This window comes from Arthrobacter sp. A5 (genome assembly GCF_051131705.1).
In the GTDB taxonomy this organism is placed as follows: domain Bacteria; phylum Actinomycetota; class Actinomycetes; order Actinomycetales; family Micrococcaceae; genus Arthrobacter_M.
Window position 1 is genome coordinate 150,994 of the sequence record NZ_CP180316.1, and the last position, 13,443, is coordinate 164,436.

General features: G+C 63.9%; 10 protein-coding genes. 6 read left to right on the forward strand and 4 right to left on the reverse strand.

Annotated features, from left to right (window positions below; genetic code table 11):
- Positions 1–221: 221 nt before the first annotated feature.
- Positions 222–1,694 (reverse strand): amino acid permease, encoded by a 1,473-nt coding sequence (locus tag ACLLJI_RS00715; protein ID WP_434616747.1) that lies wholly within the window; start codon positions 1,692–1,694, stop codon positions 222–224.
- Between the two features lie 490 nt (positions 1,695–2,184).
- On the opposite strand from ACLLJI_RS00715, the gene ACLLJI_RS00720 reads away from it, so the two are divergent.
- The gene (locus ACLLJI_RS00720) at positions 2,185–3,129 is read left to right on the forward strand and encodes a phosphodiesterase (RefSeq protein ID WP_434621029.1); all 945 of its coding nucleotides are present in this window, start codon (positions 2,185–2,187) and stop codon (positions 3,127–3,129) included.
- A 101-nt stretch (positions 3,130–3,230) separates the two neighbouring features.
- Here ACLLJI_RS00720 and ACLLJI_RS00725 read toward each other — a convergent pair whose 3' ends face one another.
- Positions 3,231–4,646: a stealth family protein gene (locus ACLLJI_RS00725; protein ID WP_434621032.1), complete on the reverse strand. Its 1,416-nt coding sequence runs from the start codon at positions 4,644–4,646 to the stop codon at positions 3,231–3,233.
- Positions 4,647–4,957: 311 nt separating this feature from the next.
- On the opposite strand from ACLLJI_RS00725, the gene ACLLJI_RS00730 reads away from it, so the two are divergent.
- Positions 4,958–5,476 carry a mycothiol transferase gene (locus ACLLJI_RS00730; RefSeq protein ID WP_434616750.1) on the forward strand — a complete coding sequence of 173 codons (519 nt, stop codon included), beginning with the start codon at positions 4,958–4,960 and terminating at the stop codon, positions 5,474–5,476.
- Positions 5,477–5,481: 5 nt separating this feature from the next.
- Here the strand turns inward: ACLLJI_RS00730 and ACLLJI_RS00735 are convergent, their stop codons facing one another.
- Both ACLLJI_RS00735 and ACLLJI_RS00740 read right to left on the reverse strand, forming a co-directional pair.
- Positions 5,482–5,922, reverse strand: a complete 441-nt coding sequence (locus tag ACLLJI_RS00735; RefSeq protein ID WP_434616753.1) for a hypothetical protein — start codon at positions 5,920–5,922, stop codon at positions 5,482–5,484.
- A gap of 146 nt (positions 5,923–6,068) precedes the next feature.
- On the reverse strand, positions 6,069–6,764 hold the full coding sequence (locus ACLLJI_RS00740; protein ID WP_434616756.1) for a TetR/AcrR family transcriptional regulator: 696 nt from the start codon (positions 6,762–6,764) through the stop codon (positions 6,069–6,071).
- Positions 6,765–6,982: 218 nt separating this feature from the next.
- Here ACLLJI_RS00740 and ACLLJI_RS00745 point away from each other — a divergent pair, with 218 nt between their 5' ends.
- From ACLLJI_RS00745 to ACLLJI_RS00760, 4 genes are all read left to right on the forward strand, one after another.
- Entirely contained in the window at positions 6,983–8,434 is a 1,452-nt protein-coding gene (locus ACLLJI_RS00745; RefSeq protein WP_434621035.1) for a flavin monoamine oxidase family protein, read from the forward strand.
- A gap of 91 nt (positions 8,435–8,525) precedes the next feature.
- Positions 8,526–9,047, forward strand: a complete 522-nt coding sequence (locus ACLLJI_RS00750) for a universal stress protein (RefSeq protein WP_434616759.1) — start codon at positions 8,526–8,528, stop codon at positions 9,045–9,047.
- A 51-nt stretch (positions 9,048–9,098) separates the two neighbouring features.
- Positions 9,099–10,679, forward strand: coding sequence for an APC family permease (locus tag ACLLJI_RS00755; protein ID WP_434616762.1), 1,581 nt, complete (start codon positions 9,099–9,101; stop codon positions 10,677–10,679).
- Between the two features lie 56 nt (positions 10,680–10,735).
- Positions 10,736–13,426: a LuxR C-terminal-related transcriptional regulator gene (locus ACLLJI_RS00760; RefSeq protein WP_434616765.1), complete on the forward strand. Its 2,691-nt coding sequence runs from the start codon at positions 10,736–10,738 to the stop codon at positions 13,424–13,426.
- The last annotated feature ends 17 nt before the right edge of the window (positions 13,427–13,443 follow it).

Below are 13,443 nucleotides of genomic sequence, written 5' to 3' on the forward strand. Positions count from 1 at the left end.
CCCGCCCGCATCGAGCGGTACGACCAGCGCCGTCGTCGGCCACGTCCTTGCCCTGCTGGCGGCGCGGCGCTGAAGCCTTCGCCCCGTTACCCCCAATAAGTCCCAAGTTAAACCGTGGCAGCTGACCCCCAACCGCAACAGAGCCCGCTCCGGGAGATATGTCTTCAGTGACATAGTTCCCGGAGCAGGCTCTTGGGCCGGAGCCTGCTCCGGACGACAGCTCAGTTGGGGATTTTCACGGACTCGCTGGCCTGGAAGCCGTGCGCGTCCTGGCCCAAGGCGGACGCCTCTGACAAGGACACCGCCACGGGCCCGGCGCCGTTGACAGGCGCGGCAACCGCCGAGTCAGTGGCCTTCCGCGGCGCCGCGGCGCCGTCGTCGGACTCCGGCCGCCTTCCGAACCGTTTCCGGAGCTCATAGCCGAGCAGGATCACAATCAGCGTGACGCCGCTCATCAGGAACTGGGTCTGGGTGCTGGGAAGAATGGCCATGGCCACGATCACCGCCAGCATGAGCGCGATTGTCGCGTAGCTGAGCCCGGGAAACAGCCACATCTTCAGTTTCAGCGCCGCGGGGTCTTCGCGGTCAAGTCTCTTGCGCAGGACCACCTGTGAAACGGCGATCACCAGGTAGACGAAGAGTGCGACCGCGCCGTACGAGTTCACCAGGAAGCTGAACACCACGTCGCCCCACATGTACACGCACACCACGGAGATATACCCGACGGTGGTGCCCAGCAGGATGGCCCGGCGGGGAACGCCGCCCTTGGACAGCTTGGTGAAGAATTTAGGCGCATCCCCGTTGCGGGTGAGGGCGAAGAGCATGCGTGAGGTGGTGTACAGCGCGGAATTCAGGCACGAGAGGACAGCTGTCAGAACGATGAAGTTCATGATGGTGGCTACGGCCGGAATACCCATCACATCCAGCACCGCCGCGTATGGGCTGACACCAACGCTCTTCGCGTCCCAGGTCTGGATGGTCACGACCACGAAGATTGACCCAACATAGAACGTCACGACGCGGACGACGATCGAGCGCATGGCCTTTTTGACAGCCAGTTGCGGATCTTCCGATTCCGCGGCGGCAATGGTGATGATTTCCGCACCGGTATAGAAAGCCACGCAGGGGACCACGGCGGCCAGGACCGCCCCCCAGCCCAGCGGAGTGAACCCGCCGTGGTCGATAAGGTTGGCTAGTCCCGGAGTGGAATGGGGCCACAGTCCGGTGATCCACAGCACGCCGAGAGCCAGGAACGCAATGATGGCGACGACCTTGATGCCGGAGAACCAGTACTCGAACTCCCCGAAAGAGCGGGCCGAAATCATGTTAGTTGCGCTCAGCAGCAGCATCAGGCCCAGGCTGAGTATCCACAGCGGGATCATCGGGAACCACAGCTGGATGATCCGCCCGCCCGCAATAGCCTCGACGGCCACTACGATGACGAAGAAATACCAGTACATCCAGCCGGTGGTAAAGCCGGCCCGCTGGCCCAGCGCCTGCCGCGCATAGACGTAGAAGGACCCAACGACGGGGCGGGCTACGGCCATTTCGGCGAGCATCCGCATCAGGAGCAGGGTGATGAGGCCAGCGATGGAGAAGGAGATGATTGCTGCCGGACCGGTGTTGCTGATCACGACGCCACTGCCGACGAACAGGCCGGCGCCAATGACCCCCCCTATGGCGATCAGGTTCATGTGTCGGCTTTTAAGCCCCTTACTAAGGCCGGCATTCTCGGCCTGCCCAGGATCGGCGTTGTCCACGTTTCCTCCAAATGCTCAGACGGAACCCGTTGAAGTGCACTTCTGTGCCTGCGTCACGAGGCGACAGGCTAGGGTCCACCGGGAGGCATCGGTCCGCACAGTCTAACTGTGGGTGATCCAGATCACCTCGCCTGGTGTAGCCTCAAATTTACGTATCGGGGCCTGAGGTGCACAGAACCAGATCACTCGGAAAACAGGGAGCCAGTGCCCCGGGTCGTCCATTTACACCAGCTGTGCTGGCCGCGGTGTATGCCCAAGCAAATTCTGACACCAACGTCATGATTGGCTTACCGGCCCGGAATGCGAAACTGTGATGTTCATGACACGCTTCCCGCAGTTTCCCCAAAGTTGGCTTGGGTCTGGTTGGATGTTAAGTGAGAGGGAAGCTGGGGGAACATCCTCCACCCGACCAACAAAGGTAGTGATGGAACTCATCCAGGCCGAGCATTCCAGGCCGAGTCATTTCATACTTCATCTGAGCGACACCCATCTGGTGGGTGGTCCGGGCCGGCTGTATGGGGCCGTGGACAGCGAGGCCCGGCTGCGTCAGGTCTTCGCGGAGGTTCGGGCCTCCGGTGTCCGGCCCGAGGCGGTGGTATTTACCGGAGATCTTGCGGACAAGGGCGAGCCCGAGGCTTACGTCAAGCTGCGTGCAATTGTGGAACCGGCGGCCGAGGCAATGGGCGCGCAGGTGATCTGGGCGATGGGCAATCACGACGACCGCGCCCAATTCCGTTCCTCCCTGCTCGATCAGAGCCCCAACTCGGCGCCGGTGGACCGCAGCTACGACATCACCGGGCTTCGCATCATCACCTTGGACTCGACGGTTCCGGGCTTCCATCACGGCGAGATCAGCACTGCACAGCTGGAATGGCTGGCCGCCGAACTGGCCGAGCCCGCCCCGGACGGAACCATTCTGGCGCTGCACCACCCTCCGGTCCCGTGCATTCAGGATCTGTCCGTGCTGGTGGAACTGCGCCGCCAGCCCGAGCTGGCCAGCGTGCTGTGGGGATCCGACGTCCGCACCATCCTGGCCGGGCATCTGCATTATTCCTCCATGGCGATGTTTGCCGGTATCCCGGTCTCAGTGGCATCGGCGACCTGTTACACACAGGACCTGGCGGTGACGTCCGGTAGCCACCGCGGTCGGGACGCGGCGCAGGCCTTCAACCTCGTCCATGTTTATGAGCACACAGTGGTCCACTCGGTAGTGCCGCTGGGCGGCGGGGCAACGGTGGGGGAGTACGTCAGCGCCGAGGAAACGCAGCGCCGCCTTGCCGCCGCCGGAATCCGCATCCCAGAACACGAGCCATCACCTGGCGCGGGGACACGGGTTGAAGCGCGGCGCGCGGCGCTGGTCCGGAGCTGAGAGCGCCCCGCACTCGATTGCGCCCGGCCGTCGACTGGCGATGCCTGCCCCTTCCGCGGATGGCCTTAGGGCGGCAGTACCCACTCCGCGGTCCAAGGATGCTATTTTTCCCAGGGCGCCCGAAGGGGGTAGTACTTTTCCAGGAAGTCCGTGACCAATTCGGCGCGTTCCTCGGCGGCGACCTCGGGGAAACTTCCGTCATTGAGACAGAAGAAGTCTGCGTTCCGTTTGGCCAGCAGCCGCGGCAGATATGTCAGGCCCGAACGCATGGTCGTGTCAATGTAACGCACTCTGGCGTCGCGCTGGGTGACGGCCTGACCGGTGAGCAGCGCGTAGTAGTGGTACAGCGAGTTGGTCACGGAGATGTTGTCCGCCGCCCGGAATGTGCTGGCCGCGGTCGCCGCAAATTCCGTCGGGAATTCGCGTTCCATTTCCGCCATGACGCTGCGGCGCAAGGGAGCCGCCGCGTGCTCCAGATGCCGGGTGGTGATCCGGCCGAAGCGGTTCCAAAGAAGTTTCCGGTTCACCCGGGCAGCGTTTTCAAAGCCGCTGCGCTCGGCCGCGTTCTCGCCCAGGCCGATCCGGGTGTCCGCTTGGATGAATCTGGTGATGCCTCCCGGCGTGAAAAACATATCGGGACTGACGGGGCGGCCGAAGAACATGTCGTCATTGGAATACAGGAAGTGCTCGGCGAGGCCGTCAATGTGGTGCAGTTGGCATTCCACCGCCTGCGAGTTGTGCGTGGGCAAGACGGAAGGATCCGCAAAAAATTCCTCGCTGCGCACGATCGTTACGGTCGGGTGGTCGGCCAGCCACGCGGGAGCCGGCGAATCCGTGGCGATAAAAATCCGCCGCACCCAGGGCGCATACATATAGATGGAACGCAGGGCGTATTTGAGCTCATCGATCTGCCGGAAGCGGGCTTCGTTGTCGTCGCCCTCACCGAGGACGACGCCGACCTCTCGGGCGCGGCGCGCCGCCTGGTACTCCGGCGAGCTGCCGTCCACCCAGGAAAAGACCATATCGATGTCGAAACGGATGTCGGTGGCATGATCGGCGAACATGTTCTCGATCGTCGGCCAGACGTGACCGTACCGTTCCACCGTGCCGCGGACGGCTTCGGCATTCGGCAGGATCCGCCGGGTCAGGGAATTCTCCATCGGCAGCACCAGGGTTTCCCCCTCGAAGCTCCACAGCTCGATCTGCACACCCATCGACGGCCCGTACACCAGTCCCCCCTCGGGCTCAACGCGCGGACGGTACAGCCGCAGGATCCGGGCTTTGCGGTTGCGGGCCAGCTCGCCGTCCGCCACCAACAGCGACGATTTCTTCTTTGCATCGACCGTGATGGCGTAGAACGGCTCGTTCAAGCAGGCCTTGGCCAGGGCCTTCCGCAGCTTCTTGCGGCCCTTCCAGTCCACCGAGATGACCGGCCGCTCATTGTTGCCGCGCACCAACAGATACGTCAGCCCGGCGTCCTCCAGCGCGGCCCGGATGAACAACAGATCCTCGACCATCGCCTGATAGGGCGTGCGGTCCACGTTGAGCAGGGCGTAGCGGCCCTGGTACTGGATGACGTCCGGCCGGTTCGTCAGACGGACGACGGCGGCGGGCGAGGTTTCCTCGACCAGGTCGCGTTCGTCGTCGGGCGCGGGACTGCCGATGTAGACATCATGCTGTGCGGACACGTCTGTAATGGCTATTCTCCAAACTGCGGTTGTAGGGCTTCAAGCGCTACTGGGGTTAGCTGGTAGGGGGTTAAATTTCAGGGGTTAACTAGCATGATATCGCGTGCTGCCTCTGGTGGTCCGTGGCCCGCCATGGAACCATGGCTGATATGGAACCCACAGACCTCCTGGCGGATGCTTTCGGCCGGATCCCCGCCCTGGTGGAGGGCGTGCTGAAGGGGCTGGGGGCGGCGGAACTGAACCGGCGTCCCGGCGGCGAGGGTAACTCGATTGCCTGGCTGGTCTGGCACCTAAGCCGGGTCCAGGACGATCACCTTTCGGACGTGGCCGGGACAGACCAGCAGTGGATATCCGCCGGGTTCAAGGACCGCTTTGGCTTTGGGCTGCAGCCCGAGGACACCGGGTACGGGCACAGCCACGACCAGGTGTCCGCGGTGCAGGTCGAGTCGGGTTCGCTGCTGCAGGAGTACTATCAGGCGGTGCAGGCGAAGACCCTGGAATTCCTTAATGGACTCGATAAGGCGGCGCTGGACCGCATCGTCGACGATTCCTGGGACCCGTCGGTCAGCCTGGGTGTGCGGCTGGTCAGTGTGCTCCAGGACTGCCTGATGCACGTCGGCCAGGCCGCCTACGTCCGAGGCCTGCCGCCCGGGCGGTAAGCCGTCTACCCAGCCGCGCGCCTGGCGACTTTGACGCCTTTGTGCTTGCGGTCCAAAAGCAGCGCTGCGGCGATGCCGAGCATCCAGGTGTCTTTGGCAAGCGCCGTACCCGCCGGGGTGGGGCGGAAGCCGTCGGGCTCCGTCATTCCCGGTGTCCTGAGATACATGGTGACCAGCGAGCCCGAGAAAACACCGAGTGCAAGGCCGGCCAGCCGGCTGGGGACAAAGGGCGCCAGCAGGAGTGAGCCGACGGTGATTTCGCCGAAACTGAGCATTTTGCCGAACCTTTCCGGCGGCAGCTTCTTCAGCGCAGGAATGGCATTTCCGGCCATCGACTGCAGGCCGGCAGCGTGTTCCTCATCCAGTTTCAGCTTGCCCACGCCGGAGTTGAGGATGAAGGCCCCGGTGACGAGTCGAAGGGCGGCATGGCTGAGATTAATTCCCATGATTCTCTCCTTTTCGGGCGGCCGCATCTGCAACCCCTCCCACCCTATTGGACCCTGCTCCATCCTGACCAGAGCCGGACACTATCGGGGCGCCGCGGCTGGCAGCCTGCCCGGTGGCGCAGACCTGCGGTGATGACGACGGCGCATCATCGGCGTCCGCTGCGGACGCCGATGCCGGCGATGAGCACCTCGAGACCCAGCTCAAAGGCGCTGTCACTCGAACTGTCACCTGAATTGTCGCGTGACTTACGTGACGGCGTGCGAACGCGGGATCTCACCGCAGCGGTAAAGAGTGGTGCATCGGCGGCCAGGTCCCCGGAGTCGAAAATATCGGCCGGAGCCGTCACGTCGAATGCGGATCCGAAGATGAAGGATTCCAACGCCACAATCGCGTCTATGATCCGCTCCTCAGGCCAGCCGGCCTGCAGGAAACCAGCGGTGACCGCCTCGTACATTTTCACGGTCTGCGGCGCATTGGTCACGGGCAAAACGGCGATCACCGGGATGAGCGGTGTGTGCCGCGCAAAGACGTCCCGATAGGACCAGGCCCAGCGGCGTACGGCCTCATGCCATGGTTCGGCGCCGAAGCCGGAAACGTCGACCCCACCCATGAGATGGTCTTCGATCAGGAGCAGTACGCCCCGTTTGGAGCTCACGTGGTTATACAGCGCGGAAGGCGCCACGTTCAGCAGGTGCGCCAGCGCGGACATGGTCAGGCCCTTGTAACCGACCTTTGCAATGAGCCGCAGTGCCCCCTGAGTGATCCGGTCCGGGCCGAGAACGGCCTGCGGCGGCCGGCCCGCACGCCGCTTTGCCCCAGCCGCCGGTGTTGCGCTCTCCAATGCTGCCCCCTCTATGCCCTCCCGACCCAACTAGGTAGCAGCACGTGCACCCATTTCGTGTTTTGAGTGCGTTACCTGCTACCTAGTTGGAACTGTCCAGTTGGAATTATTCCATTGCTGCTCTTCCTAAAATGACGAGCACCGGTTAGAGTCTAATAAAAATGAACAACATTCATATAGTGCGGCCGGTCACGGAACGGCCCGATGGAGAGGAAGCGATGCGGAATCTGGAACGCGACGTCGTAATTATTGGAGCCGGACCTTCGGGTATGACGGCAGCCTATGAGCTGAAGAAGGCCGGTCTTAGCGTGGCGGTCCTGGAGGCACGGGACCGGGTGGGCGGCCGTACCTGGACGAACGTGATCGACGGCGCCACGCTGGAAATCGGCGGGCAATGGGTCTCTCCTGACCAGACGGCGTTGATAGGGCTGTTGAAGGAACTGGGACTGGAGACGTTTGACCGCTACCGCGACGGCGAGTCCGTTTACATCTCCCCGGACGGCATCCGCACGCGCTACACCGGTGAGATGTTCCCGGTCGGTGAGCACACGGCGGCGGAGATGGCCAGGCTGATCGACCTGCTGGATTCCCTCGCCGCTGAAATCGGTGCCCACGAGCCGTGGGCCCATGCGAGGTCCCGCGAGCTGGACATCATTTCCTTCCATCATTGGCTCCGGCAGCAGTCCACCGATGAGGAGGCCTGCAACAACATCGGCCTCTTCATTGCCGGCGGCATGCTGACCAAGCCGGCCCATTCCTTTTCGGCGCTGCAGGCTGTGCTGATGGCCGCCTCCGCTGGCTCGTTCAGTAACCTCGTCGATGAGGATTACATCCTGGACAAACGTGTGATCGGCGGCATGCAGCAGGTCTCGGAACGGATGGCCGCGGAACTTGGCGCCGACGTCGTCCTTAATTCCCCGGTCCGGACCCTGCGCTGGGCGGCGGACGACGGCGGCGCAGACTGTGCCCGCGGCACGGAGGATGCTGTCGGCACCGGAAGGTTTACCGTCACGGCCCTCTCGGATGCGGCCACGGTCACTGCCCGCTATGCCATCATGGCCGTCCCGCCGAACCTGTATACGCGCGTCTCCTTCGAACCTCCCCTGCCGCGCCGGCAGCACCAGATGCACCAGCACCAATCCCTCGGGCTCGTCATTAAGGTGCACGCCGTGTATGCGACCCCGTTCTGGCGTGAGGACGGTCTTTGCGGCACGGGGTTCAGCGCATCATCGCTGGTCCAGGAGGTTTACGACAATACCAACCACGAGGATCCGCGTGGCACCCTCGTTGGCTTCATCTCGGACGAAAAGGCCGACTATGCCTTCACTCTCGGCGCCGAAGAGCGCAAGCGGAAGATCACCGAGTCCCTGGCCGGCTTCCTCGGGGACAAGGCGTTGGATCCGGTGGTGTACTACGAATCCGACTGGGGGTCGGAGGAATGGACCCGCGGCGCCTACGCCACCAGTTATGACCTCGGCGGTCTGCACCGTTACGGCGCGGACCAGCTTAAACCCGTCGGCCCGATCCATTGGTCTTCCTCTGATCTGGCGGCCGAGGGCTACCAGCACGTGGACGGAGCGGTGCGGATGGGCCAGTACACCGCTGCCAGGATCCTCACCGCCGATGCGCACAACGCGCCCGAGGCCGCCGCCGCCGTCGTAGGCTCCTAACCCAGGGATGCGGTCAGGGTAATTGTGGCCACGGGATATCCCGGCAGGGTAATTACGGACAGGTTAGTTTCGTACAAAGAGGGGTCAGAAGATGCGTTACGCAGTGGGATATTCGGCCAATGACAGAGGTCGCGATGTCGTCAATCTGGCCATCGCGTTTGCCCTCCGACAAGGCGCTTCTCTGGATCTGGTCATGGTGCTGCCGGACAATTCGCCGTATAACGTGGTGCATCCCCCAGCTGCCGGCTATGCGAGCATCGTCACCGATCAGGCGCAGCGTTGGCTTGAGGAAGCGCTTGCCCTGATTCCCGCGGACATTGCTGCGCAGGCGCATGTCCGGAAGGGGGAATCCGAGGCTTCGGTGCTGATCGCCGCGGCGGAGGAATTTGGCGCCGGTCTGCTGGTGATCGGGGCCGGCAGCAATGGCCTGTTCAAACGGTTCACCGTTGGCCCCGTTGCCAGTACCGTGCTGCACGCGGCCACGGTACCTGTCGCCCTCGCGCCGCAGGGGTACGGCCGAACGGATCCGATCACACGGCTGACCTGCGGGGTCGGGCTGCGGGCAGGGGCGGAGGATGTCCTCGATGTTGCGGCGGCGGAAGCACGAGCTTGACGGTGCCGCGCCCGGCAGTACCGATACCACCGCATCAGAAGAGGTGAACCGATGAGTACCGAAGCAGTCAAGAGCGATTCCACGAACAAGGGCCTGCACGGAAGAGGCCCCGACGAAAAAGGTCCCAATGAAAAAGGACTCAGTGAAAAGGGTCTGAAGGCTGGTTCCGTCGGGCTGATCGGCGCCGTCGTCATCGGTGTTTCCTGCATTGCACCCGCCTATACGCTCACCGCAGCGCTGGGCCCTACCGTGGCCGAGGTTGGCGTGCATCTGCCCGCGATCTTTTTGGTCGGATTCGTGCCCATGCTTCTGGTGGCCCTCGGTTACCGGGAGCTCAACAATGCGATGCCGGATGCCGGCACGTCGTTCACCTGGGCCAGCCGCGCGTTCGGTCCGTGGATCGGTTGGATGGGTGGCTGGGGCCTGATTTCGGCCACCATCATCGTGCTCTCCAACCTGGCCGCCGTCGCCGTCGACTTTTTCTATCTGATGCTGGCCCAGCTCACCGGCAACCCGGACCTGGCGGACCTGTCCGCAAACCTGCCGCTGAACATTGCCACCACGTTAGTGTTCATCGCGCTCGCCTGCTGGATCTCCTACCGCGGCATGGAGACCACCAAGACCTTCCAGTATGTGCTGGTCGGATTCCAGCTGCTGGTGCTGGGCTGGTTCGCCGTGGCAGCGTTCAGCCACGTAGCCAACGGCACGGCCTTTGACGCGACCGCGATCACGCCCGACTGGTTCAACCCGTTCGCCGTCGGTTCGTTCACTGCCTTCGCCGCGGGAGTTTCGCTTTCCATCTTCATCTACTGGGGTTGGGACGTCACGCTGACCATGAACGAGGAAACGAAGAATCCGGAAAAGACCCCGGGCCGTGCGGCCACCGTGACGGTGCTGGTGATTGTGGTCATATACATGACCGTCGCACTTGCCACGCTCGCTTTTGCCGGCGTGGGGGACACCGGCTTGGGCGCGGGAAATCCTGACAACCAGGCGAGTATCTTTGCGGTGTTGGCGGGGCCGGTGATGGGTCCCTTCGCGATCCTGATGTCGCTGGCAATCCTGAGCAGTTCCGCCGCGTCTCTGCAGTCCACTTTCGTTTCCCCGGCGCGGACGCTGCTGTCCATGGGCCACTACCGCGCACTGCCGCGCAAATTCGGTCGGATCAGCCCGGCGCACAAGTCACCGAGCTACGCCACCATAGCCTCCGCGGTGGCCGCCGCCGCGTTCTACATCATCACGCGGACCGTTTCGGAGAATGCCCTGTGGGACACCATCACCGCGCTGGGCATGATGATCTGCTTCTACTACGGGATCACCGCGCTGGCCTGCGTCTGGTACTTCCGCGCCGAGGCTTTCCATGGCGTCAGGTCATTTTTGTTCAAGTTCCTGGCGCCGCTGGTGGGCGGCGTGATCCTGTTGGTCATGTTCGTCAAGACCGCCTATGACTCGATGGACCCGGCCTATGGTTCCGGTTCCAACGTCGGCGGATTGGGGCTGGTTTTCATCCTGGGTATGGGCGTGCTGCTGCTGGGCGTGGTGCTGATGTTCATCATGTACAAGGTGCAGCCGGCGTTTTTCAAGGGCCAGGTTCTGGAGAAGTCCAGCCAGGTGTTTGACCCGGACGTATAGTGGGGGAGAATCCGGGGGCGTGACGCCTGAGATCCTCCAGCGGGAGTGGCTAAGACATGAGCGACGACTTTGTAGGCCGGGAGACGGAACTGTCCGCGATCTGGCATGCGATGGCTCCCGGGGGGACTCGGTCGATCACTCTCATCGGGGCGGCGGGCGTTGGCAAGACCAGAATTGCCCGGGCTGTCCTAGACCGGGCAGCAGGCCTCGGCCGAGCGGTGTTTTGGGTCGCTGCAACTGCCTCGGCGTCCACCATACCCTTCGGCGCCGTCTCCCATCTGGTGCCGGACGTTGCCGGGTTGGACCGCTTCCAGCTGCTGCGGCGGACCGCGGCGTGGATGGCCACCCGACCCGGGACGGTCCCGCCCGTCGTCGTGGTTGACGACGCTCAGCGGCTCGATGATGCTTCCGCGGCCTTAATCCACCATCTGGCGGTGACAGGAACCGCTTTCATCGTCAGCACCGTGCGGGCCAGCGACACAGCGCCGGACGCGATCACGGCGATCTGGAAGGACGGACTCGGTGAGCGGCTAACTATTGGTCCGTTCACCCGCCTCCACGCCGAAGAATTCGTCGGCTCCCTTCTTGGCGGTCCGCTTGATCCCGTCTCGGCAGCTAAGCTCTGGCATCTGAGCGAGGGAAACGCCCTCTTTGTGCGTGAGTTGGTGCGCGGCGGGATCGAGTCCGGTGAACTATCGTGCAGCCGTGGCTCGTGGCGCTGGTCGGGACCCGTTTCGGCGGCGCCACGGTTGATCGAATTTGTTGCCCAGCGGCTTACCGGCGCGAGCCGCGACGTTCGCCGTTTGGTGGATCTGGTGGCCTTCGGCGAGCCGCTGGGCGTGGAAACCATAACGCGGGCGGGCATCCGCTCACCGACCGTCAGCGCCGCCGAAAAGTCCGGACTGGTCCGCTCGGAAGCAACGCTTGAGGGCATCGTGATCCGGCTCGGACACCCGTTGTACGGGGAGGTCGCCCGCAGTTTGTCCACTTCGCTCCAGCGGGCCGCAGTCGCGCAGACCTTGCTGCGCTCCGCCGACCCGGCAGTTCGAGGGGAACAGATCCTGCGCCGTGCCGTCTGGCACCTGATGACCGGTGTCCCTTCCGAACCACACGTATTGGTCCAAGGTGCCATTCGCTCGCTGGCCGCCCTTGACCTGGAGATGGCCACCCGTCTGGCTGATGCTGCGGTGAAAGCCAACGGCGGAGTTGCTGCTGAAACGGTCCTGGCCCGGACGCTGGTGCTGCGCGGCAGCGCCGCGGCTGGCGAGGCGTTACTGGCCGAGATGGAAAAGCGGGAGTTGCCTGACAGGGATCGGGCAGAGCTGGCAGCCGCGCGCGCCTGGAATCTGGTTTTCGGATTGAAGCGTCCCGCCGACGCGGAATCGGTCTTGGACCGTGCCGAGCACCGGATTGTTCAAGGCCGTGATGTTATTGCCGTGCAGCGCGCGAACATCCGGACCTACGCGGGTCTCCCCGAGGAAGCCGTGGCAGCAGCTGCGGGAATTGCCGAGGATGGTGGCGGCTCGACGGCGGCCACAGTGGTGCGCAAGTGGGTGGTCTATGCGGAAGCCATGTCAGTGCAAGGTCGAATCAACGATGCGCTGAAGTACGGTCGGCAGGCCGTCGCGCTCAACCGGGGGACCTCCCACGGCGACTGGTCAATGTCCGAGGACGAGGCCGAGTCCGCCTTCGCCGGTGCGCTAATTATGTCCGGTGGCCTATCGGAGGCGGAGGGCATAATCGAGACGGCGTACGCCCGGGCCGTGGAGGCCGGCTGGCGGATCGGAACGGGGATGTGGAGCGTCTGGCGAGGCGAGTTGGGCTTCGCCCGAGGGCGGCCAGCCACCGCCGCCAAGCACTACCGAACAGCGCTGGCCGTGGTGGGCGATGATTCCCATCCATACCGGGAATGGAGCATGAGGTTTGCCTGGGACCATCTGGCCCGCGCCGCCGCCCAGCTGAACGATTCATCCCTCGCCGCTGCAGCGTTCGCGTCCGCCAATCGTTACGCCTGGCCAGGGCTTGGCGCCCTGGATGTCTGGGGCGGCTCAACGGCCGGCTGGGTTGCTGTGGCCAAGGGCGAGATTGAGCACGGCATCTCGCTGGCGTTGGCGGCCGCGGATCGTGCACAGCGGGACCGGCAATCCGGCTGGGAACTCCTGGCGCTGCATCAGGCCGTACGGTTCGGTGGCCCGTGGAAGGCTAATGGCAGGCTCGCCGAGCTTGCTGCCGAGGTGGACGGCCCCTTAACTGACCTCTATGTGCGCCATGGTGCTGCGCTCGCAGCCGACGACAGTGCAGCCCTTGGCACAGTCGCGGATCAATTCCATAGCTGCGGCTATGTACTTCTCGCGGCTGAGGCAGCCGCGCAATCGTCCCGGGCACACGCTCGGGCTGGGCGCACCAGCGCCGCCGCCGAGGCCTCGCGCCGCGCCCGTGGCTGGGCCGCGCATTGTGAAGGGGCCCGGACCCCGGCGCTTGACGCGTTGTGCGAACCAGCGCGGCTTACCCGCAGGGAGACGGAAATTGCGCGGCTCGTGGCCGCTGGACTGACCAACCGGAGTATCGCCGGGAAACTGGTTATTTCGATCAGAACCGTCGACAACACCGTCGCGCACATCTACGACAAGCTGGCCGTCTCCCGCCGGCAGGAGTTGGCGGGAATATTTTCCCGCGAAAATGAGCAACATTCTGCTCATGACGGCGGCCTCCTTCATCCCTACGGTGGGAGCACACAGGAGAACTAGCCAAACACCGTAAAGGA

Excerpts from the sequence above, each read along its gene's own strand:
- ACLLJI_RS00715 (WP_434616747.1), bottom strand. The coding sequence starts at position 1,694 with ATGAACCTGATCGCCATAGGGGGGGTCATTGGCGCCGGCCTGTTCGTC.
- ACLLJI_RS00745 (WP_434621035.1), top strand. The coding sequence starts at position 6,983 with ATGCGGAATCTGGAACGCGACGTCGTAATTATTGGAGCCGGACCTTCG.
- ACLLJI_RS00755 (WP_434616762.1), top strand. The coding sequence starts at position 9,099 with ATGAGTACCGAAGCAGTCAAGAGCGATTCCACGAACAAGGGCCTGCAC.
- ACLLJI_RS00730 (WP_434616750.1), top strand. The coding sequence starts at position 4,958 with ATGGCTGATATGGAACCCACAGACCTCCTGGCGGATGCTTTCGGCCGG.
- ACLLJI_RS00735 (WP_434616753.1), bottom strand. The coding sequence starts at position 5,922 with ATGGGAATTAATCTCAGCCATGCCGCCCTTCGACTCGTCACCGGGGCC.
- ACLLJI_RS00750 (WP_434616759.1), top strand. The coding sequence starts at position 8,526 with ATGCGTTACGCAGTGGGATATTCGGCCAATGACAGAGGTCGCGATGTC.
- ACLLJI_RS00725 (WP_434621032.1), bottom strand. The coding sequence starts at position 4,646 with ATGGTCGAGGATCTGTTGTTCATCCGGGCCGCGCTGGAGGACGCCGGG.
- ACLLJI_RS00720 (WP_434621029.1), top strand. The coding sequence starts at position 2,185 with ATGGAACTCATCCAGGCCGAGCATTCCAGGCCGAGTCATTTCATACTT.
- ACLLJI_RS00760 (WP_434616765.1), top strand. The coding sequence starts at position 10,736 with ATGAGCGACGACTTTGTAGGCCGGGAGACGGAACTGTCCGCGATCTGG.